Genomic DNA, 21858 nt, shown 5'->3' on the forward strand with positions numbered 1-21858 from the left:
CTTTATAGGGCCGCTAGCACGCGATCTGCGGCTGCCAGGGTTTGCTCGATAATGGCCTGATCGTGGCAGGCGGATACAAAGCCCGCTTCATAGGAAGCTGGGGCCAGATACACGCCTTCAGCCAGCATGGCATGATAGAAGCGATTAAATTGCTCTTGGTTGCAGTTGATGGCTTGCTGATAATTCGTCACTCGCTCAACATCGGTAAAGAACAAGCCAAACATGCTACCTGCATAGTTGATGCTCATCGGGATGCCGTGTTTATCCGCCAAGGCTTTAAAGCCTTCAGCCAATTGCTTGGTGGTTTGGCTTAACTGCTCATACAGGCCGGGTTGCTGAATAGCGGTGAGAGACGCAATACCGGCGGCCATAGCAACAGGGTTACCGGATAAGGTACCAGCCTGATAGACGGGCCCGGTGGGCGCGATATGGCGCATAATCTCGGCTTTACCACCGAAGGCACCCACCGGCATACCGCCGCCCAGTACTTTACCCAAGCAAGTCAGATCCGGAGTCACACCATAGTGCGCTTGCGCGCCGCCCAGTGCGACACGAAACCCTGTCATGACCTCGTCGATTATCAATACCGAGCCATATTCATCACAAATGGCACGCAAGCCTTGCAGGAAGCCTTCAACCGGTGGAATACAGTTCATATTGCCGGCAACAGGTTCAACGATAATACAGGCAATCTGATCGCCCACCTCAGCAAATGCCTGGCGAACACTGTCCAGATTATTGTATTCCACTGTCAGAGTGTGCTGAGCAAAATCGGCAGGAATGCCTGGGGAGCTGGGTACGCCAAGGGTCAGGGCGCCTGAACCGGCTTTTACCAGTAGCGCGTCGGCATGGCCATGGTAGCAGCCCTCAAATTTCAGGATCTTATTGCGGCCTGTATAGCCACGTGCCAAACGAATGGCGCTCATGGTGGCTTCGGTGCCTGAGTTGACCATGCGCACCATTTCCATGGAAGGGACAAGTTGGCTCACCAGTTCGGCCATCTGCACTTCGATTTCGGTGGGGGCGCCGAAGCTTAAGCCTTTTTCCACCGCGTCCAGTACCGCCTGGCGAATAGCTGGATGATTGTGCCCCAGTACCATAGGGCCCCACGACTGCACGTAATCGATATAGCGTTTTCCATCGGCGTCGAACAGGTAAGGCCCATCGGCCCGCTCAATAAACAATGGCGTGCCACCAACGGCTTTAAAGGCGCGAACCGGAGAATTAACGCCACCGGGAATGTGCTGTTGGGCGCGTTCGAACAACTGAATGGATTTTTGCATGTTATCAGCCTGAATAAGTTAAAAGAAAAAGGCGCTAAATGTTTTGTTTGTTGCTGTACCACTGCACGTCGCAATCGTACTTCTCAACAATATCTTCTACACCAAGTGTTAAGGCGAACAGTGCCATACGGATCAATACCCCATTATCTACCTGGCGGAAGATAGCCAGATTGGGGTTAAGGTTTAAATCATTATCCAGTTCATTGGCATCGGCGCGGGAGTCGCGTGGCAGCGGGTGCATAATCACGGTTTTGGACTGGAAATGACGGGTATAAATATCCTGATTAAGACGGAACTTTCCGCGGTATTTGTTGGCTTCATCTTTACTGGTAAAGCGCTCTTCCTGAACGCGAGTCTGGTAGCAGATATCAGCATCTACACTGCCTTCCAACTGATCGGTAACCTTAAGACTGTGACCGGCATTCTCAATTTCATCCATGATGTATTGCGGCATAGCCAGTTCCTGCGGGGAAATCAGGGTAAAGCGAATGTTCTTGTACAGACACAGCAGTTTGGATAATGAATGCACAGTGCGGCCATGTTTCAGGTCGCCTATCATGGCGATATGCATACCTTCGATGCTGTCGCCGTGGAATTGCAGCTCCTTGCTGATGGTATAGAGATCCAACAAGGCCTGAGTGGGGTGCTCGTTGGGCCCGTCCCCGCCGTTAATTACCGGCACCCGGCTGCCTTCGGCAAATTCGGCCACCGAGCCTGCATCCGGGTGACGCATAGCGACAATGTCTGAATAGCTTGACAGTACCCTGGCCGTATCAAACAACGACTCGCCTTTAGACAGTGCTGAAGTGGCCATACCCGCGGTTTCTCTGACTTCTCCCCCCAGCAGGTTAAACGCCGTTCCAAAACTGACCCTGGTACGGGTGCTGGCTTCAAAAAACAAGTTACCTAAAATAGCGCCATCCAACACCTTGGTGCGCTTCTGTCGATGCGCGTAAGGGCGCATTCTGTCTGCTACCTGAAACACTTGCTGAATGTTGTCGCGATTGAATTGATTGACAGAAAGAATGTGCTGACCTTTGAACTGGTTCATGGGGATATCGGCTTAGTTGGGAGTGGGTGGATTTTAGCAAGACCGAGCGGTGAAGACTATCCCGGTACTGGGTTGCCTGGCATTTAATTCTCTATCTGGTTAGAGATGTTTTGCGCTAAAAGACCTTGTCCAGAAAGTCCAGAATCAGCCTAATCTTGTGCGAAGCTTCCCTCTTGTGCGTGTAAATCGCATAAACAAAGCGGGTCTCTTGTGTCCAGTCATCCAGACACGTCAGCAAATCACCATTTTTCACGTATTCCCGAACAAGATATTCATATAAATTGGCCAGCCCGACCCCAGATAATGCTGCTTGCAAAACAACGGGATAGCTATTTGATACAAAATAACGTCCGGGGTGAATGACTGTCCGCTGTTCGCCTTGTTGAAATTCCCATGTGTCTGATACTTGCTGACCTTGGTATCTCAGCAGTGGCAGCGTTTCTAACGCCAGAGGTTGATCGGGTTTGGCATATTTTTCAAAGAATTCAGGCGCGCCCACAATAACCCTGCGACGCGCCGCCAATTGCCGGCAATAAGCCCGGGCGTTTGCCGGAGGCCTGACCGAGGTGATCTGTATATCGAACTGTTCGTCAAAGGTGTCATAGCGTTGTTCGGACAAGGTCAGTTGTATATTTAATTGGGGATAAGTCTTCATTAGTTCAGGTAGTTTTGGGGCGATGATGAGCTGTCCAATGGCTCCAGGAGCTAAAATCTTAATGGTGCCGAACGGTTCGTCCCCAACTCGTTGCATGGACTCTTCAAATTCACTGACATCCTCGAGCAGGCGGGCGGCAAAGTCGAAGTAACGTGCGCCTATGTCGGTTAGTTCCAGCGTTCTGGTTGTGCGTTTAATCAACTGGTGTCCAACAGCCCTTTCTAATTTGCTAATAGCTTTGCTTATCGACGACACCGTACTGGCCATTTCGAAAGCGGCTTTGGTAAAAGAGCCTTGCCTAACTGCAACGGTGAAGACTTTCATTAAAAAGAGTTTATCGGGGGTTGCTCTCATATTTTCCTCTGTGGAAATTATGTCTTTCTATTTGACTGATTATATCCGTGTAGGAAAGAATTTAAAATGTGCCATCTGCTTACTTAACGGGTGCACATATGAAACCTGCTATCTCATTAAACGGCGCTTCTTTTATGGGGCTTTACGCCATTATCCAGTCTGCTATCTGGGCATTGGTTCGTCACTTATCTGGCGAATTATCAACCGAAACCATTTTTTTGTTCCGGAATTTGATTGGCGCGTTTGCGATACTTCCTCTGTTGCGGATGCATGGCTTAGGTCTGTTTAAAACCGACTATTTAGTTAGTCATTTAGTTCGGGCGGCAGCAGCCTTCATTGGAGGATTTTCCATCTTTTTGTCTGTCGCGTTGTTGCCCTTATCGTCGGCCGTTTCTGTGTCTTTCAGTGCGCCTGTGTTTGCTAGCCTGGGCGCACTTTGGTTTTTCAAGGAACGCTTGACCAAGGTTCGTCTGACGGCGTTGGGATTGGGGTTCGCCGGTGTGCTTGTTACCTTGCGTCCCAGTTTTGATGTGACTTCTTACGGTTTGGTTGCCGCCTATCTCGGGGCGTGTATGACTGCTGTAGCCTTTTTGATGGTTAAGCGCCTGTCATCAGTGGAGCAGCACAGTAAAACAGTGGCGTACCCTTTTATATTCTTGTTGCCATTGAGTTGTATTGTGGCCTATTTCAATTGGACGACACCTAAAACTGAACATTTACCCATACTGCTCTTGATTGGTGGCGGAGTGATACTTTCACAGTTTTGCCTGGTGCGCGCTATGTCTCTGGCTGAAGCAAGTCGAGTGCTTCCTATCGATTTCCTGAGGTTAGTATTTGCCACTGCGCTAGGTGTCTCATTTTTCAATGATAATCTCGATTTACCTATGGTTTTGGGTGGGTGCATTATTTTCGCTAGTGCTATTTTGTTGGCCGGTGACAAACAAGCTCAAAGCAAAACAGCAAAAGGAGCATCAGCAAAATGAAAAGCTCTGCCTTGCTATGTTTTAGAATCAATGTTTTCTCTTGCTCAAGTGAAAGTGGAAATCCGGCCTCAGTGATACTGTCTGACCGCGCGCTTAGTGCAGTCGTTAAACAGCGCCTGGCAAAAAAGCTAGGTACCGCAGAAACGGCTTTTGTAACCCGCATGCAATCAGGTTTTGTTCTAGAGTTTTTTACGCCTGTTGTTCCGGTGCGGTCCTGTGGTCATGCTTCTTTGGCAGCCGCTTGTGCAGTGGACATGGCATACCCTTCGGCAGGGAAAACTATCTGCTTTCTGCTTCATGGTGAGCCTTTGATTGTGGAAAAAAAACAGCGAAGCCAAACGCATTTTTCACTGTTTGATCGCGCCTGGCATATTAAAAAAGCGTCATCTGCTCCTGTGTCACTTTTGGCCGCACTGAACATCCAAGGAAACCAATATCCATTTTTCCATCTGACCAATGATAACGGGCGTTCAAGATGTGCCATTCTGCTGCCTGATGAGGCTACTTTGTTTCGTTTGCACCCAGGCAATGTGAGGTTGTCGGCGTTTTTATCTGAGCAGCATACAGGATGTTTTGCATTCACCTATTGTGTGTCGAGACGGGAGAGCATGGTGGGGCGCTTTTTTGCCCCTCACATAGGTATTGATGAGGACATTTATAATGGCAATTCGGCGATTGCAGCAGTTTCGTTAGCCAACTATATATGTGCCAAATCTGGCTTTAGCGGACCTGATTATCTTAATGTTTCGCAAGGAAAACATCATGCGCAACTGAGTCATGCTCGGGTATCTATGGCGGGCCATGACATGATTTCTTCTGTTGCTCTTGAAGCCGAACTGCATGTTTGCGAGCACTTTTATCTGGACGAAGACGCAAATTAGTATGAACAGAGGAATATGTTTATTGAGGAGTTATTCACTTTAGTGGGAGGCACTACGCAGGTGTTGGGTGAAGCTCCCCCTCAGCTGTAGTGCGCTGTCAATCGAGTATATGTGGCTTATTGCCTGGTTTTCTTATCTCAGCTTTCTTTGATTAAGGTTAACCGACCTCTGATCGAACAATAGCTTAGGAATGGCGCTAGCGGCTAGTGTGGTGGTAACTGACAATATCTAACTCTTCGTCATCACCAGGAAACTCAAAGAATTCAGTGACATGTCTGAATACCGCCTCGGTGTCAAAGTGGGCGCGTTCCGGCTGTTCAATACGGCGTTTTGCAATTTGTGCCAGGCACTGCTCGTCAGTCAGATCCAGAAAAATCATCTGATGCTTCGCACCCAGTTCACTGCACAAGGCCACAAACCAAGCTCGTTGCCGTACGGTGTTAGCTGGAAAATCCATAACCACATTGGTACCGGTCGCCAGGATCTGCTGCACATGCCTTTTAACAAAGGGTCTGATGGTGCTTGCGAGTCTCAGGTAGTCTTCGAATGTTTCGATTTGATTGGGATAGTGCGCAGAAAGCCAGTCATCTTCTGAAATGCGCACCGCGTTGTTTTCAGATGCCACTTTTTGCGACCAGGTAGACTTACCGGCCCCCATCTTTCCGCAAAAAAAGAACAGCGTTCCCATGCCAGCCAAAATGCACCTCTTTTTTACTCAATCAAAACAGTTTTGCTAGTCTTGGCAAACCTATTCAGCCTCTGCCAACTATCTCTTTAGAGTAAGGGTTTAACCACCGCCAGACAAACTATTGCCAGCAGTATTAATACTGGCGCTTCGTTCAAAAAACGGTAGAAGCGCGGTGAATGACGATTTTCATCTTTGGCAAATTGTTTAAGCAGCCGATAGAGGTAGAAGTGATAGGCGTAGATGGCAATCACGCCAACGAGTTTGTAATGCAGCCACATGGAAGCGCGAAACCAATCGCGGCCGTAGGTAAAGATCAGCGCCAAGCCGAATACCAGGGTCAGAACAGCAAAGGGGGTTACAAACCACCACAAGCGGCGTTCCATGACTTTAAACTGGTCTTTGACGGCCTGGTTGTCAGTTTGAGCATGGTAAACGAACAGGCGGGGCAGATAAAAAATCCCGGCCATCCAAGCCACCATAAAGAAAACATGTAAGGCCTTGAACCACAAAATCATCAGTACTGCTCCTTCATTAATTGGGCACGCAAGCCGTTCCAGGTGATTACTCCGACAATGTCGCTGGGGGTGTCTTCATAAATATAAACGGCGCCGTCACGACCGGCTTGCAGAATTTCGTATACTTCGGCGAGGGTTGCCTGGGCAGGTACACCTTCCATCACCACATATTTAAGCGGGTGACTTTGGTCCGGACTCAGGCTTACATCAAACTGTACAAGAGAATATTGCATGCCAATTTCAAAATCTTGCGCCAGCACTATTAAATCCGTGGGCTGTTGCTGCAAGTGGTTGAGCATAAGTTGCTCTGGGCTATCCTGAAACAGCTTGAAGTCTTTGTTGGCTTCGGCCATAACCCCGGTTTTTTGCAGGTGCTCACGAATCGACGACGTGGTGTAGCTAAGTTTCTGGTAATCCAGTTGGCGAATAAAAATGGAGCGGTTTTTAAATAACTGAGTCGACGTGACATAGGCTGGCACAATCACCAGCATGGCTGGCAAGATAATTTGTGGAGACAACGACAGTTCCATGGCCGCTGATAAGGCCGCCAAAGGTGCATGTAACACGGCGCTGAGTAAACCCGCCATACCTAACAAGGCAAAGGTGCCGGTATAGGCGGAGGTATCATCCATAAACAGCCCCAAGGGCAGCAGCATAATAGCGCCGGTTAATACTCCCATACCGATAACCGGACCTATTACCCCGCCGGGTACACCCAGGCCCAAGGCTATCAAGGTCAGAAGGAACTTGGCGGCCAGAATGGCAAATAACAATACGAGATTATCCGGTGAACTTACTACAAACTGGATGGAGCTCATGCCCGAGCCCATCGCCTGCGGCAGAAGATAGCCAACCATGCCGGTTAACAGGCCAGCGAGTAGCAAACGGCTGGCCATATTCAAGGGGCGAAACCAGCGAATCATATTCATTAACTGATTATTAAATAAGGTGGCCATAGCACCCAGCAGCACACCCACAGGGATCAGGTACAAATAGAACCAGTTATTAAACTGGCCGAAGTTAAGCAGTGCCAGTTCGCTGCCTTCGCCAAATACCAGGCGCGTTAGCACCGAGCCACAGGCGGCAGCCAGCATGACAGGAATAAAAATATGAATTTTGTATTCACGCAGCACCACTTCCATGACAAAAATGACCGCCGCAAAGGGGGTGTTAAAGGAAGCGGAAATGCCCGCGGCAATGCCGCACCCAGCCAGAATTCGAATACTGTTATAGGGGAGTTTTAACCACTGACCTAAGAAGCTACTGCCCGCCGCCCCTAAATGCACGCTAGGGCCTTCACGGCCAACTGAAAATCCGCTGGCCAGGGCGACGACGCCACCAAAAAACTGGTTTATGCTGGTACGCAGTGGAATGTGACCATAACGATGTTTAACCCGGTGGATCACGTAGGGAATGCCCATACGGTAATGCTTAAAGCCGGTGACAAAGGCAAACAGCAGGATCAGGGCGGCGCCGATGATGGGTAGAATAAATCGGTCAACTGCATCCATAGTGGTAAAATTGTCGCCCTGTTGCAGGTACAATCCCTGCAATAACTCGATGGTCAGGCGAAACAGAATTATCACCACAGCGGCACAAACACCGCCGACTATGCCGAGCAGGCAAAGTTGCACTGAGGTGCGTGGATGAGCGAGTTCCTGGCGCAGTCCCTGTAAATTCATGGTGTGGTTGGCAAGGCGATTTATCGCAAGTCTATCACAACTCAGCAGAAGAAAACCCTGATATGACAGACACTTTGGTCAAAGAGGAAATGGATGTTGCTGTCTCCTAAAGCATTGAAAACGAAGTTGGGCGCCATGCGCTTTTATTGGCTGATGATCGCCCTGCTGGTATTGGTTGGTTACCTGGGAATTCGTTGGGGTAACCATCAGTATGAATACCAAGCGCGTCAGATTGAGGCCCTCGAGCAAAGTTTGGCGAACGTCACGGCGGAAAATAACAAGTTGACCAAAAGCCTGAATATCCTGGGCGTGGAACTGGAGGTTGAGCGTTTAGCCAGCCAGCAAATGCAGGGTAGTCTTACCCAGAGTATGCAAAAGCAGGCGGAGATTCGTCGGGAATTGTCCTTCTACCAGAAAGTCATGGCCCCAGAGATGCAAGAGCAGGGGGTGGTGGTCGATTCCTTGGATATTGAAGCGACCAACAGCCCGGGCTATTTTCGTTTTGCTTTGGTGATGATGCAAAAAGATAAGCGTAAAGATCTGGTGCAAGGCCAAGCACAGGTAGTGATTCATGGTAGTAAGGATGGCACGCCGTCGCAGTTGGTACTTACTGACTTAATGGGCGATGACAGCAAGCCCCTAGGCTTTCGATTCCGCTATTTTGAGGTGCTGGAAGGGTTGTTCCAACTGCCAGAAGGCTTTATTCCTCAGCGTCTCGAAGTGGATTGCAGCCTGACGAAGCCTAAAAAGGGTGAGCAAAAACGCAGCTTTGAGTGGTTGTTGTCGGTGTCGGAAACGGCCGAACTGAATAGTTGATTGAAATAGTCAGGTATAAGATAATAGCGGCGTTTGCATACAACCGGTGCACCCGGTTTTTTCGGTCCTGATTGAGGTTAAAGATGTCTGTCGAATCAGCCTATCCTGTTGAATTCTCCGATGCGGCGGCCCGCAAGGTCAAAGCGTTGATTGAAGAAGAAGAAAACCCGAACCTCAAGTTACGGGTGTTTGTCACTGGCGGTGGTTGCTCGGGCTTTCAATATGGCTTTACCTTTGATGAAAAGGTTAACGATGGTGATACCACCATTGATAAAGACAGTGTGACATTAGTGGTTGACCCTATGAGTTTGCAGTATCTGGTAGGCGGCACGGTTGACTACAGCGAAGGGCTTGATGGCAGCCGTTTCCTGGTTAATAACCCGAATGCCACCACCACCTGTGGATGTGGCTCCAGCTTCAGCATCTGACCAATTTGGCCCGTAATAGGTTGCGGGCCAGCAATTCTCTGGCTTAGGCCAAACTTTCCTGCCAAAAACAAAATTCATATACAAATATTTAACACGCTCTAGTATGGTATTAATTCTTACTTAGCTTGTGAGTTTGTTCCATTTGAATAGATATTACCGAGCCCGTTTGATGTGTTGGGCCGGGTTACTCCTTATCGCTATTAGCGGACCGCTGTTGGCAGACGAGGAGCTAAAACCGCTTAAAATGGACAGCCCCATTCAGCCGGATAGTCCTTACAGCCAGTTTGTTGGGGAACTGCTGGGGAATGCTTATGCTTCTCTTGGTTATCGTCTCGAGCTTGAGTCCATGCCCCTTGGGCGCAGCTTTATTGAGGCTGACGAAGGGCGCTTGGATGGCTTGCGAGACAGGGGGCAGAGCATAGGAAGCGTGTACCCAAATCTGATTCAAGTGCCTTTCCCTCTCTACGATTTCAATTTAGTGTTGCTGGCTGACCGGCGTCGCTGTGGACTATGTGAACTGGGCGACCTTAATAGTCTGGTGACATTAAGGGGATTTCAGTTTCAGGAAGACTATTTCAATCGTCAGCCGGTGCATCCGCAAATCCTGAAACTAGGTGATACCAACGCGGTATTGGACATGCTGAGGTTAAAGCGGGTGGATGCGGCAATCATGACCGAATTGATTGTGCCAGCGAGCTTTTATCAAAGCTCAGCACATTGGATCCAATACCCACTGGATAATGCCTCCATATTTCATTACTTACACGCAAAGCATGCTTCGCTGGCCAGAAAGCTGGCGAGCAAACTGGAAGAGATGGAGTTGACCGGTGAAGTGTGGCGGCTACGTCAGAAGTATGGGATCCCACCAATACATATCGCCCCCTCCCTAGGGCCAAGCAGCAAAGTGTCTGCGATATCGGGCAATTGGCAGGGCTACACGGACACCCCACAGTCGACATATTGGCGCATGTTAGCCGAGGTTTTTGCTGATCAGGCCGTGGAGCTGGAAACGCGGCAATCAAACTGGAAACGCGCTAAACAAGAGTTTGTGGAAGGCCGCTTTGACATGCTGGTAGGGGCCTACGCTTATGAAGTTCCAGCGGGTGCCCTTCGTTCCAATGTGCATATTGACTATGAGTATCCCGTGGTGGCTGTGGCGGCGGATGCTTCCCGCCTGACGGCCATGCTAGACGGGGGGAAACCAGGTAAGGCCTGCCATGTGCTGGGCTATGAGTTCGCCAGTTGGCTACCCGCCAATCTTGAGATTTATGAGGCCAGCAACCTGCTGGACTGCGTCAAGCTACTGCAAAGCCAGCGTGTGGATCTGCTGGTGGATTTTAGCTACAACTTGAGTGATGAGGAAAAGGCTATCTACGTGCAGCGTGAGATCAAAGAAGCCCTACCTTTGTTCGTGGTATTTCAAAATACCAGTCGTGGTCATTTACTAAGGAAAATTTTTGAGCAGAGTTTCCGGCATTTGGTTGCATCTGGCGCAGCAGCTGGTTACTTTCCTGACCAGGCCAGCTATCAACAGGCTCGTCTAACAAAATCCCCTTAAACATCAAATGGAGCATTGCCATGCTTAAGCTATACGGCTCAACCACTTCACCTTTTGTGCGCCGTTTACGCCTGCTGTTGGTCGATCACGACCATGAGTTTATCAATATGCAGATTTTCGAAGGTGCAGATAGAGAATTGCTGCGATCGTTAAACCCGACCTTGAAAATCCCCATGCTGGACGATGATGGTGAAGTGATTTTTGATTCTCGGGTGATTTTTCGTTACCTGAGTGAGAAGTTGGGACTGACCAGGTTGAGCTGGGCACAGGAAAATACCCTGACCTTGATTGATTCGGTCAATGATGCCCTGGTACAGGCGCTGCTAATGAAGCGTTCTGATGTTGTGGCCGACTCAGCCAAACTTATTTTCCGCCTGCAGCAAGAGCGCATTGAAACCGTGTTTGCTGAATTGGAAAAACTTGCGGCAGACGGTGAATTCGACCAATGGGATTATCCAGCGATTTGTTTGTATTGCTTATTGGACTGGGTACTGTTCCGTGAATTGCATGATGTGCAGACTTATCCTTCACTAATGGCTTTTCATGCCAAACACGCGACTAAAGCAGAATCTCAGGCAACCGATCCACGCGAGTAGCCTGTTTTCCCTTCTTAAATAGCCCCGCCAGACGGGGCTGCCTGCTTCGCCTATTGTTTCTAGCTTGAGTCACCTTACATAGTTTTCTTTTTTGTTTATTGTTTGGATTAATATGAATTCATCCATCTTTTATTTGTTAAAAATTTGTTTATTTAAAATATAATTCTGTTTAGGCTGGTTGCAATTCGTACCTATTAGGCAGATTTATGTCAGATAATATTCAGCAAGCAAAGCAACTCTCTCCGCGGCGCAATAGCTCTCACGCAGAAACAGTGCAGGAGTTGGCACAGGAACAATTACAGCACTTTGGTATTGATGCTACGTCGGACTATGGTCAGGCGCTCTATCAGGCGGCGTTGCATCTATACCAGACCCAGGGGGATGTTGCCCGCCTCTGGCAGGTTACCCAGAACACCCTGGAAGGGCTTAGTCGGGAGGATAAGATTGCCCGTTTTAATGCCAAAAAATTTCTGTCATTCCAAATAGCTAAGGTATTAGATACCCTGCAAAACCCCTTTCGGGCAGTACATCAAAGTTTGCACCGCCAGCAAGGCTCACAGCTGGCTCGCAATCACTATCCGCTGTTTGACAATGTCACGGCGCTGTTTTCAGCAACGCCGGTAGTGGTGCGCACTGCAACCTATGTTTATGCCTGCACCGAATGGGTGGATGATGCTTTTCAGGGCAAAGAAGCGACCCACCAGATTTATTCTCGCCTGTTAAATCCAACCGCTATTTCGTTGGCTAATGCCATTGTTGACTTGGAGGCTGGGTCTTATGCGGCAGAGTATCTGGCCTGGAATTTTAATTCCGGAATGGCGGCGATAGACGGCATGTTGTCCAACGTGCTGCGACATGGTGATGTGTTAGTGGTGTCGCGTAATATTTATGGCGGCGTGTTTCAGTTACTGCATGACTACTTTGCCAGAGCAGACCGCCTGGCGATTCAGCTTGAGTGGTTTGACGGTTATCAGGCCGATGAATTTGCCGATTTTTTAGCAGGGGTTAAAGCTAAACACGCTGACCGTCTGGCGCAGGGCAAGAAGTTACACGTTTATTTGGAATCGCCTTGTAACCCCCACGGCTATGTGTTGGATGTGCCGGGTATCTGCCGTCTTGCTCATCAGGGAAATCATCTGGTTATGTTGGATGCCACCCTGGCCACACCGGTACTTAGTCAGCCACTGCAATGTGCTGACAAGGCTGAGCGACCGGATTATCTGGTACACAGCTACACCAAAGATATTTGTGGAAGCGGTGCCACCACAGCCGGGGTAGTGATAGGCGAGAATCACCGCATGTTCCAGGCCAAGGGGGATAAGGTTAATGGGGTGGATTGGTCACAAACCATGTTCTGGGATGTGTTTTACATCAAAGGCGCGTTTCTGGACTCCGAGAAAGCCTTTGATGTGCTTAACGGCATGAAAACCCTGGAGCAGCGCATGTTATCCAAGGTGATTAACACCCAGGTCTTTTGCCGCTTTTTGGCTTCTCACCCAGATTTTAGGGTGAATAGCCACGCGGTAGAGGGGCATCCTAATGCCGAGCTGCGTCGCAAGCTGATGCGTCATGGCTGGCCCTGTTCGCTGTTTACCGTTGATATGGAAGGCGCCAGTCTGGATAGACAGACCTTTGTGCGTTTTTTTGACTCCCTGGAGCCAGCTTTTAGTCATCAGGTATCTATTGGACAGAACAACACCATTATTTTATGCCCGGCCCTGACGTCTCATTCTGAGCTGGCCGAAGCTGACCAACATGCTGCCGGTATCTTTCTTACCACCATGCGCGTGGCGATGGGTACCGACAACGTTAAGGAGTTAATTGCCCAGTTTATCCAAAGTGCCAAATTGCATATTGATCCGTTAAGACCAGGCTTCAGTGAAAAATTCATGTCGCCAGCCGACATCGATGCCTTGTATCAGCGTGTGGCTATTACCAGTGCCGAGCAGCACTATACGTCTGGCCCCAGTATGGCGGTGTTATTGGAATGAGTGCCGGATAAAAAGATTGCAGATAATGCCCTGTCTGCCGATGATAGGGCATTGCAGTTTGTTTATGGACAACCTATGTATCAATTCACCCTGAATGTTAAGTTTGATGCGCCTCTGTCTCGTTTGTTTGATGCCTGGCACAAGCCAGAATTAATGCAGCAATGGTGGGCGCCGGGCGACATGTTAGTGGCTCAGCTTATGTCCAGCTTTCAGGAAGGAGGAAAGTTTCGTCTGGTGATGCAGGATACGGATTTTAATCATCACATCGTGATGGGCGAGTACTTACAAATTAAGGACAACGAGAAACTGGTATTCAGTTGGCAGTGGCAGGGTAGTGAGCTGGTTACTGAAGTGAGTCTGGATTTTGCCGGTATCAACCAGCACACCTCTGAGCTAACTCTTACTCACAGTGGCTTTACCGATCAAGCGATGGCTGACGACCATCAGGCCGGTTGGATAGGTTGCCTGGAAAAATTGTCTCTACTGACATTGTAAAAGTTACTGGATGGCTGGCGTCAGCTGTTTTAGTTAAAACTCTGGCAGGCTCTGGCTCTGGCAGTAATCGTAGACCAGTGCGGTTTCCACGTGATTGACCTCGGCCCTGGCGGTAACCGCATTAAACACAAAGTCACGTAGATGATGGGTATCCGATACCGTGACATGTACCAGAAAATCATTTTCACCACCCATATGATAAAGGCGCATGACTTCCGGCATAGGCAACAAGTCAGCCATAAAGGCATCTACGGTTTCACGGTTGTGGTTTGATAGTCTTACCGCAATCATCGCTTGTATATGACCGCCTAGTGCGCTCATATTTAGCGTCAAGCTTGAGCCCTGAATAACCTGTTCAGCCTGCAAGCGTTTAACACGCTCCAGGCAAGAGGATGGAGCTAACCCAACGCGACTGGCCAGTTCCTTGTTTGTCAGTCGCGCGTCCTTGTATAGCAGCGCTAAAATCTGCAAATCCGTATTGTCTAGGGGGCGCATGATAGGTGCCGGTGTGCCTCAACGCATGGCCAGCATAATGCGGCGGTTGTTTTCCAAATGAGCCATATACTGTTCGGCCAGGGCCAGGAATTTGGTCTTGTCCTGTTTGGCAATCGGCTCGGCTTTGGGCAGTGTGACGGTACGAGGATTGCGGTGTACGCCATCAACCAGGAATTCATAGTGCAAGTGCGGCGCTTGTGACATACCAGTGGAGCCGACATAACCAATCACCTGACCTTGTTTAACGGTCTGGCCTTTTTTCACCGCACGTTTGGAGAAGTGCAGGTACTTGGTCATGTATTTTTCACCGTGCTGAACAAACACATAGTTGCCATTGTATTTGTTGTAAGCCGACGCGATAACCTTACCGTCACCCGCGGCGACCACAGGTGTGCCAGTGTTGGCTCTATAGTCAATGCCATTGTGTGGTTTCACCCGTTTTTGGATAGGGTGAAAACGCTTGGGATTGAAGTTGGAACTGATGTATTTAAAGTTTACCGGCGCCCGCAGGAAACTCTTACGCATACTGCGTCCTTCCGGGGTGTAGTAATTGCCATCTTCGTAACGAATGGCCTGATATACTTCGCCTTGGTTGGTAAATTCTGCTGCCAGAATTTTGCCGTAGCCAATAAACTCGCCGTCGATAAACTCTTCTTCAAATACCAGATTAAAATTGTCGCCTTCACGCAATTCCAGCGCAAAGTCGATATCCCAGCCGAAGATATTGGCCAGGCTCATGATTTGGGCTTCAGACATACCGGCAGCAATACCGGCGTTCCAGAAACTGCTCTTGATGGTGCCGCTGGCATAACCGAGGCGTACATCCACGTCTTTGTTTTCTATGCTACTGGTTAGGAGCCCTTGATCATCTGGTTGTATGAATAAGGTTTCGGTAGCTGAAATGTTGTAGCTTAGCGCTTGGAACTGTCCTTGTTCGTCAATAGCCAGTCGCAAGGTGTCGCCCGGCATCATTTTTAACAGCGTCTTGGCGTCTTTCCCTGCGTTGGACACTTTATAGGTATCTTGAGGGCTCAATCCGGCACGGGAAAAAATCTTGGCGAGGTTGTCTCCACGCTCAACTTTGAACTTTTTCCATTGAAAACGGCTTTCACTAACATGCAGAGACGGGAGCTCATCCACTGTTAACTGCAACGGATAGCGTTTACCCAGTTCCAGCTCTTCCGTTTGGCGGGATGCTGTGGCGGGCTCAGAGGGCAATACAAATGCCAAAAAAGCCACCAAGCCTAAACCTGCAATCATCCACTTATGTGGCTTGGGTAGTTGTTTTAAGGTTTGCTTTACCACCTACTACAACCTCTTACTCAAAATTCATAACAACGGCATTCAGACCTGTGGCATGAAAAAGGGTTCCACAGAACGGGCGCTTCAGCGCAGAATATATGCTTCTGGCGAGAATTTCTACTCCCGTGCCTTTTATTACCCCAAGGGCAAGGCTAGAATGGCCAGCTATTTTTATGTCCCGGACCGAATGAGAAGCAAGTTGATGACAGATTGGCAAACCGCCTTTGCGGAGATTAAGCGAGGCAGCGAAGACATCCTGCTGGAAGAGGAATTGATCGAGAAGCTAAAAGAGGGCAAGCCTCTGAAGATCAAGGCCGGCTTTGATCCCACGGCCCCCGATCTGCATCTGGGCCATACGGTGCTGATCAATAAGCTGCGTACCTTGCAACAGTTAGGTCATGAGATAACCTTTCTGATTGGTGACTTCACCGGCATGATTGGTGACCCCACCGGCAAAAACGTAACCCGTAAGCCACTTTCCCGGGAAGATGTACTGGCGAATGCCGAGACCTATAAAGAGCAGGTTTTCAAAATTCTCGACCCAGCCAAAACCAAAGTGCGGTTCAACTCCGAATGGATGAGCCAGTTGGGAGCTGATGGCATGATTAAACTAGCGGCGCGTCAGACTGTAGCGCGCATGCTGGAACGGGACGATTTTAAAAAGCGTTACGCTGGTGGACAGCCTATCGCTATTCACGAATTCCTCTACCCGCTGGTACAAGGCTGGGATTCTGTGGCGCTGGAAAGTGACATGGAATTAGGTGGTACCGACCAGCGCTTCAACCTGCTAATGGGCCGGGAGCTGCAAAAAGACGAAGGTATGCGCCCACAGACAGTGCTGATGATGCCTCTGTTGGAAGGTTTGGACGGCGTGCAGAAAATGTCCAAGTCGCTGGGTAACTATATTGGTATTACCGACAGCCCTACGGACATGTTTGGTAAGGTCATGTCTATTTCCGATGATTTGATGTGGCGTTATTACGACCTGCTTAGCTTCAAACCACTGGAAGATATCGCCGCGTTGAAACAACAGGTTGCCGATGGCGCTAATCCACGTGATATGAAGATCCTGCTGGCTAAGGAAATTATTGAGCGTTTCCATGACATGGATGCGGCCGAAGCCGCCCATCAGGATTTTATCCAGCGTTTTTCCAAAAATGCGCTGCCGGATGAAATGCCAGAATTGACTATCAGCTTACCTGCAGAGGGGCTGCCTATTGCCAATTTGCTCAAAGAGGCTGAATTGGTGGGTTCTACCTCTGAGGCCCTGCGTATGATTAAGCAAGGCGCAGTCAAACTGGATGGTGAAAAGCTGGAAGATGGCAAATTGGTCGTAACAGAGCCGGGTACAACAGTTTACCAGGTGGGTAAGCGCAAGTTTGCTAGAATAACACTAGGGTAATCTATCTACCGGTCTGCAAACCTTTGTTTGTAGGCCGGTCTTCGTTCTTGTTATCTGCACTTTCCTTTAAAGCGCGTCTTTTAAACGCCCCCAGTGATAAAAAGCCCAAAGCCCCAGGCGTCGAAACTGTGCCATTGGGAACGTGGGCAAAGGCGACTGCATAAAAGGTAATGCCGGTAAATTCAGGTCTCCGGCTACGCGCTGGGCCAGCCGTTTTCCAGCTTGGCTGGCAAACGAGACCCCCGAGCCGCAATAGCCCATTGCATAGAAAACCCGGCCCTCGTCATCGGCCTGGCAAATGCGTGGATAATCATCCAAAGATACGCTCACCCAGCCACTCCAGAAATACTCGGCCTGGATCCCATCCAACGCTGGCAGAGTTTGTATCAATGCCTTCAATAAACGTTTTTTGTATACCGGGTGGTTGGCGTCTTTACCGCGGATAGCGCCTCGTCCGCCAAATAACAGGCGGTTATCCGGCATTAGCCGGTAATAGTATTTCAGTGTGCGGGTATCCATAGCCATCAGACCGCTCTTGAGGCCAGATGCCTCTAGCTGCGCTGCGCTAAGCGGTGAAGTCACGATAATGCTGGATAGCACTGGGAAATGGCGTTTATCCACGGCACTATGAAACTGGTTAGGTGTATAGCCGTTACTGGCGATAACCAGTTTATTTGCCAGTAGTGAACCGCTTGGAGTCAGCAGGCGAATCTTACTGCCTTCAGGCCGTACCTGTATGACTGGCGACTGAGGGTGGATGCTAGCGCCAGCTTGACGCGCCATATTCGCATAACCTTGTGCCAGTTTGAGCGGATGCAGGCCAAAGCTATAAGGATAATGCAGAGCGCCGTGGGCTTGAGGGCTGTGTAAAAAGTTCTGCCCCAGCTCATGGGCACTTATAAAACGCAGCGGATCACCAAATTTGTCCCGCATCAGCGTAGCTTGCTGTTTAAGTTGATCAACAGATTGGCGGTTATGGGCAATCTTTAGATAGCCGCCATAAACAGGTTCGCAAGGGATACTGCCGACCTCGATTAACGCTGACACGGTATCAATGGCCTGGCGATACTCTGCATAAACAGCCTGTGCGGTTTGTTCACCCCATTTGCTTTCGATCTGGGAAAATGACAACCGACCTGTACCGTTTAAAACAAAACCGCCATTACGCCCGCTACAGCCCCAGCCAATCTGATTGGCTTCCAGCACTGTAGGCTGAATACCATGCTGACTGGCCAGATGCCAGGCACAGGACAAACCGGTATAACCACCACCAATGATGGCTACCTCGGTTTGTTGTTCACCACTTAGGGCTGGCGCAGACCAGGGGCTAATCCCCTGTGCCCAGTAAGACTCCGGGTAGGGCAGCCCCGTGCCGGGGTTGCTATCCAAAAGTGGATCATAAAAGCTCGACAACATGCGCTACCCGGTTTGCAGAGGTTAGTTTAAATCCTCGAAGGTTAGCAGCATCTCCGCTGCCACACAGTCACATTGCGTACCGCAAATCGGGCACACATAGCCTTCGTTGTCGCAGTTCTCCTGCCATTTCCCTGGATGCTCCTTGACCAGCTTGCCACCGCATTTTGAGAAGTATTTAAAGGCGCTGTTGCCGGGGCTTTGCATCCAAATATGCGCAAGGCCTGCCTTGGCACCTTGTTTCGCAGCTTCCTGAATAGACAACTTTAACATTTGCGAGCCAATACCTGCTGCACGATAGGTGCTGTCAACGGTATTGCATTTGAAGTAGCAAACCTTGTCCTGAGGATGTCCCCACAACTCGGGGCTGCACCATTTATCCGGTTGCCAGTTACCGGCAGCCCAGGTGAGGCGAAAGCCGACCAGACGTTCACCATCCAGTGCTACCCAACTGGCATTAATGCCATTAACCAGGCCAGCCTGGTGATAGCTTTTGAGTGATGGTAAATCCATGTAATTATCGCCATGCACGCCGTTGGCTAGTGCCAAGAGACGCTCGTAATGGTCTTCATGTAGGGGGAAGTACTTAATATTGCTCATTTTTTCTTATTGGTTTGAATGTTCAGACTTTGTAGATAAACGTCCAGCGCTTCTACAGAAATACGAATTTCGGCTACCGACAGCCACAGAGACCAGAGTAACAGAATCAGACTAAGACCGAATATCCAGCTGCCTGCTACTTGGTAATTCAGGTAGATAGCCAGCATTGATAAAACACACAAAAAGAAGCTGGCCACTCCGGCTTCCTGCATGCGTTTGATTAGTTGAATGCGTTTGCGCAGGTTGGCTATTTGCTTATGGGTGCTGTCGCTGTTATCGACAAAATTGCGGATGATGGTGGCTAAGGTCACAAACCTATTGGTGTAGGCGAGTAACAGCAATGAGATAGCCGGAAACAACATGGCTGGAGTGGTTAGCGTGATATTCATGGAAAATTAGGCTCAGAAAACAGCGTCCTGCAGGAATTTCAACATGGCCGCCTTGGCTTTGTCCATATCGGCGAAGATTCTGTCATGAATATCAGTATTTATTTGGCTTTGCCTACGGATTTGCGCCAGTTGGTTGATGCCAACCGCTGAATCAATGCAGTAGGCGTCGCCCACGCATCCCAGTTTCAGGCATTCGGTGTAAGCTCGTCGCAAATTTTCCGCAGCTTCGGGGATCGATGCCTGATAACCGTTGCAATCGGCTATGTATACCCATGGCTTGTTTTGAAACTGAGCAGCTAACTCGGTCAGGTTCTTTAGATAGCTTTTACTCAGACCTGTACCCAATACTCCGGTCACTTTGGCAATCAGCAATGGCCCTTCGGCGCTTAGCTCGTAGCGACCGTATTTGTCGTTTTTGCCGTAGTATTGGCTCATTTTTCAACCTGAAGACCCTGTTCCTGCCAGCCAAGCATATCGCCCTCCAGCAAGGAAATGTTGTCAAAGCCCAGCTTATGGAGTTCATTGGCGGCCAGCTTGGCACGACGACCTGAGCGGCAATACAATACTAACGAGCTGCTTTTGTCATTTTCCAACTGCGACAGAAATTCGCTGATTCGGTCATGCGGCAGGTTGATGGCGCCAGGAACATGACCCTCTGCATATTCTTCAGGGCTTCTTACGTCGACAACTACAACGTCTTGTTTTACTTGTAACAACTGCTGTGCCGAAATGGATGCAAAACCGCTTTCAGTCGCTAAGGCTAGACTGGAAAAGAAAAACACTAGTAGGGTGATGATGCGCATAGACCACTCGCCTTGTTATTTTTCAAGCATATTAAACCCAATGGGCTGTCTGAGTACAGCGTCATACTTGCCTTGTTGTCAGTAAACACCAACTTATTAATAACGGTAGTCTGGATGCTTAAAGGGGCCATCTATACCCACCTGAATGTAATCAGCCTGCTGAGCGGTAAGGCGGGTAATGACACCACTGAATCCCTCGACCATATATCTGGCGACTTCTTCATCCAGATATCTGGGGAGCACATCTACCCGCAAGTTCTCGCTTTTTTCGGCGTTGTCCAAATCGGCAAAGGCTTTTTCAAACAAATGTATCTGTGCCAGCACCTGATTGGCAAAAGACCCATCCATTACCCGGGAAGGGTGGCCAGTGGCATTACCCAGGTTTACCAATCGCCCTTCTGAAAGTAACAGCAGCGTATCTTGAGGATTGTCGCTGCGGTGTATCTTATGTACTTGGGGTTTAATTTCTTCCCAGTGCCAGTGCTTACGCATAAAAGCCGTATCAATTTCATGATCAAAGTGGCCGATATTACAGACCACCGCGCCAGCCTTGAGACTCTTGAGCATATTGGCATCACAGACATTGATATTGCCGGTGCAGGTCACCACCAGATCGATGTTTTGCATTAACAACTGATCGATATCTTCCAATTTGCCGCTGTTGTTACCCATACGATAGGGTGACACCACCTCATAGCCGTCCATGCAGGCCTGCATGGCGCAAATGGGATCAATTTCGCAGACTCTGACAATCATGCCTTCCTGGCGTAAGGACTGTGCAGATCCTTTACCCACATCGCCGTAACCAATCACCAGAGCTTTTTTGCCTGCCAGTAAATGGTCGGTCGCCCGTTTGATTGCATCGTTAAGGCTGTGGCGACAGCCATATTTGTTATCGTTTTTGGACTTAGTCACCGAATCATTGACGTTAATAGCCGGTACCTTAAGCTGGCCTTGCTTGAGCATTAGCTGCAGGCGATGCACCCCAGTGGTGGTTTCTTCGGTAATGCCATGGACCTTTTCGAGCACTTGCGGATATTTGTCATGCAGCATGGCGGTGAGATCGCCACCGTCGTCCAGCACCATATTGGCCTGCCAGGGCGTGCCGTTTTTGACAATGGTTTGCTCGATACACCATTCGTATTCGACTTCGGTCTCACCTTTCCAGGCAAAAACTGGCACTCCCGCGGCGGCCATAGCGGCAGCGGCATGATCCTGAGTGGAGAAGATATTACAGGACGACCAGCGAACCTCAGCCCCTAAGGCGGTAAGGGTTTCAATCAACACCGCGGTTTGAATGGTCATATGAATGCAGCCGAGAATACGAGCACCAGCTAAGGGTTGCTGCTGCTGGTATTTATGCCGAATCGCCATCAAAGCGGGCATCTCTGATTCGGCAATCTGTATCTCTTTGCGGCCCCATTCCGCCAGGGCCAGATTGGCTACCTTAAAATCTCCTGATAAACCGGCTCCCATCT

23 protein-coding genes are annotated in these 21858 nt (G+C 49.4%); 9 read left to right on the top strand and 14 right to left on the bottom strand.

All coding sequences use genetic code 11. The features are described from left to right. Positions 1 to 2: 2 nt before the first annotated feature. The 3 genes from hemL to KJY73_RS00315 form a co-directional block, all read right to left on the bottom strand. A complete protein-coding gene (hemL, locus tag KJY73_RS00305) occupies positions 3 to 1283 on the bottom strand; it encodes a glutamate-1-semialdehyde 2,1-aminomutase (RefSeq protein ID WP_214339090.1) in 1281 nt (426 codons plus the stop codon). Positions 1284 to 1317: 34 nt separating this feature from the next. After that, a complete protein-coding gene (locus KJY73_RS00310; RefSeq protein WP_214339093.1) occupies positions 1318 to 2334 on the bottom strand; it encodes an aspartate carbamoyltransferase in 1017 nt (338 codons plus the stop codon). A 115-nt stretch (positions 2335 to 2449) separates the two neighbouring features. After that, positions 2450 to 3343, bottom strand: a complete 894-nt coding sequence (locus KJY73_RS00315; protein WP_214339095.1) for a LysR family transcriptional regulator — start codon at positions 3341 to 3343, stop codon at positions 2450 to 2452. A 98-nt stretch (positions 3344 to 3441) separates the two neighbouring features. On the opposite strand from KJY73_RS00315, the gene KJY73_RS00320 reads away from it, so the two are divergent. Both KJY73_RS00320 and KJY73_RS00325 read left to right on the top strand, forming a co-directional pair. Next, on the top strand, positions 3442 to 4326 hold the full coding sequence (locus tag KJY73_RS00320) for a DMT family transporter (protein WP_214339097.1): 885 nt from the start codon (positions 3442 to 3444) through the stop codon (positions 4324 to 4326). Then, on the top strand, positions 4323 to 5207 hold the full coding sequence (locus KJY73_RS00325; RefSeq protein WP_214339099.1) for a PhzF family phenazine biosynthesis protein: 885 nt from the start codon (positions 4323 to 4325) through the stop codon (positions 5205 to 5207). Before KJY73_RS00320 ends, KJY73_RS00325 begins: the two co-directional genes overlap by 4 nt. A 196-nt stretch (positions 5208 to 5403) precedes the next feature. Here the strand turns inward: KJY73_RS00325 and KJY73_RS00330 are convergent, their stop codons facing one another. From KJY73_RS00330 to KJY73_RS00340, 3 genes are all read right to left on the bottom strand, one after another. Beyond that, on the bottom strand, positions 5404 to 5895 hold the full coding sequence (locus KJY73_RS00330; RefSeq protein WP_214339101.1) for an AAA family ATPase: 492 nt from the start codon (positions 5893 to 5895) through the stop codon (positions 5404 to 5406). A gap of 86 nt (positions 5896 to 5981) precedes the next feature. Then, complete coding sequence (gene hemJ / locus KJY73_RS00335; protein ID WP_214343153.1) at positions 5982 to 6413, bottom strand: protoporphyrinogen oxidase HemJ; 432 nt, start codon at positions 6411 to 6413, stop codon at positions 5982 to 5984. Beyond that, positions 6410 to 8092, bottom strand: coding sequence for a chloride channel protein (locus tag KJY73_RS00340; protein WP_214339103.1), 1683 nt, complete (start codon positions 8090 to 8092; stop codon positions 6410 to 6412). The genes hemJ and KJY73_RS00340 overlap by 4 nt, the downstream gene beginning before the upstream one ends. Positions 8093 to 8185: 93 nt before the next feature. Here KJY73_RS00340 and KJY73_RS00345 point away from each other — a divergent pair, with 93 nt between their 5' ends. The 6 genes from KJY73_RS00345 to KJY73_RS00370 all read left to right on the top strand — a co-directional run bounded on the left by KJY73_RS00345 (position 8186) and on the right by KJY73_RS00370 (position 13976). After that, positions 8186 to 8908, top strand: coding sequence for a DUF6776 family protein (locus tag KJY73_RS00345; protein WP_214339105.1), 723 nt, complete (start codon positions 8186 to 8188; stop codon positions 8906 to 8908). A gap of 83 nt (positions 8909 to 8991) precedes the next feature. Then, complete coding sequence (gene erpA, locus KJY73_RS00350; protein WP_206594887.1) at positions 8992 to 9336, top strand: iron-sulfur cluster insertion protein ErpA; 345 nt, start codon at positions 8992 to 8994, stop codon at positions 9334 to 9336. Between the two features lie 142 nt (positions 9337 to 9478). Continuing rightward, on the top strand, positions 9479 to 10894 hold the full coding sequence (locus KJY73_RS00355; RefSeq protein ID WP_214339108.1) for a hypothetical protein: 1416 nt from the start codon (positions 9479 to 9481) through the stop codon (positions 10892 to 10894). A gap of 20 nt (positions 10895 to 10914) precedes the next feature. Beyond that, positions 10915 to 11490 (top strand): glutathione S-transferase family protein, encoded by a 576-nt coding sequence (locus KJY73_RS00360; RefSeq protein WP_214339111.1) that lies wholly within the window; start codon positions 10915 to 10917, stop codon positions 11488 to 11490. A 206-nt stretch (positions 11491 to 11696) separates the two neighbouring features. Further along, positions 11697 to 13481, top strand: a complete 1785-nt coding sequence (locus KJY73_RS00365) for a trans-sulfuration enzyme family protein (RefSeq protein WP_214339114.1) — start codon at positions 11697 to 11699, stop codon at positions 13479 to 13481. Continuing rightward, complete coding sequence (locus tag KJY73_RS00370; RefSeq protein ID WP_214339117.1) at positions 13482 to 13976, top strand: SRPBCC family protein; 495 nt, start codon at positions 13482 to 13484, stop codon at positions 13974 to 13976. Positions 13977 to 14009: 33 nt separating this feature from the next. Here KJY73_RS00370 and KJY73_RS00375 read toward each other — a convergent pair whose 3' ends face one another. Both KJY73_RS00375 and KJY73_RS00380 read right to left on the bottom strand, forming a co-directional pair. Next, positions 14010 to 14471 (bottom strand): Lrp/AsnC family transcriptional regulator, encoded by a 462-nt coding sequence (locus KJY73_RS00375; RefSeq protein ID WP_206594896.1) that lies wholly within the window; start codon positions 14469 to 14471, stop codon positions 14010 to 14012. Positions 14472 to 14489: 18 nt separating this feature from the next. Continuing rightward, positions 14490 to 15776, bottom strand: coding sequence for a peptidoglycan DD-metalloendopeptidase family protein (locus KJY73_RS00380; RefSeq protein WP_214339129.1), 1287 nt, complete (start codon positions 15774 to 15776; stop codon positions 14490 to 14492). Positions 15777 to 15975: 199 nt separating this feature from the next. On the opposite strand from KJY73_RS00380, the gene tyrS reads away from it, so the two are divergent. Then, positions 15976 to 17175 (top strand): tyrosine--tRNA ligase, encoded by a 1200-nt coding sequence (gene tyrS / locus KJY73_RS00385; protein WP_214343154.1) that lies wholly within the window; start codon positions 15976 to 15978, stop codon positions 17173 to 17175. Between the two features lie 66 nt (positions 17176 to 17241). On the opposite strand, the gene KJY73_RS00390 is transcribed toward tyrS, so the two are convergent. The 6 genes from KJY73_RS00390 to ahcY all read right to left on the bottom strand — a co-directional run bounded on the left by KJY73_RS00390 (position 17242) and on the right by ahcY (position 21856). Further along, complete coding sequence (locus KJY73_RS00390; protein ID WP_214339131.1) at positions 17242 to 18591, bottom strand: NAD(P)/FAD-dependent oxidoreductase; 1350 nt, start codon at positions 18589 to 18591, stop codon at positions 17242 to 17244. Between the two features lie 21 nt (positions 18592 to 18612). Continuing rightward, a complete protein-coding gene (locus KJY73_RS00395; RefSeq protein ID WP_206594906.1) occupies positions 18613 to 19188 on the bottom strand; it encodes a GNAT family N-acetyltransferase in 576 nt (191 codons plus the stop codon). Further along, positions 19185 to 19577: a DUF2721 domain-containing protein gene (locus KJY73_RS00400; protein ID WP_206594914.1), complete on the bottom strand. Its 393-nt coding sequence runs from the start codon at positions 19575 to 19577 to the stop codon at positions 19185 to 19187. Before KJY73_RS00400 ends, KJY73_RS00395 begins: the two co-directional genes overlap by 4 nt. 12 nt (positions 19578 to 19589) lie before the next feature. Then, positions 19590 to 20012 carry a hypothetical protein gene (locus KJY73_RS00405; protein WP_214339133.1) on the bottom strand — a complete coding sequence of 141 codons (423 nt, stop codon included), beginning with the start codon at positions 20010 to 20012 and terminating at the stop codon, positions 19590 to 19592. Then, positions 20009 to 20380 (bottom strand): rhodanese-like domain-containing protein, encoded by a 372-nt coding sequence (locus tag KJY73_RS00410; protein ID WP_214339136.1) that lies wholly within the window; start codon positions 20378 to 20380, stop codon positions 20009 to 20011. Before KJY73_RS00410 ends, KJY73_RS00405 begins: the two co-directional genes overlap by 4 nt. Before the next feature lie 96 nt (positions 20381 to 20476). Continuing rightward, entirely contained in the window at positions 20477 to 21856 is a 1380-nt protein-coding gene (gene ahcY, locus KJY73_RS00415) for an adenosylhomocysteinase (RefSeq protein ID WP_214339139.1), read from the bottom strand. Between the last annotated feature and the right edge of the window lie 2 nt (positions 21857 to 21858).

Origin of the sequence: Bowmanella yangjiangensis (assembly GCF_018531185.1) — a bacterium.
In the GTDB taxonomy this organism is placed as follows: domain Bacteria; phylum Pseudomonadota; class Gammaproteobacteria; order Enterobacterales; family Alteromonadaceae; genus Bowmanella; species Bowmanella yangjiangensis.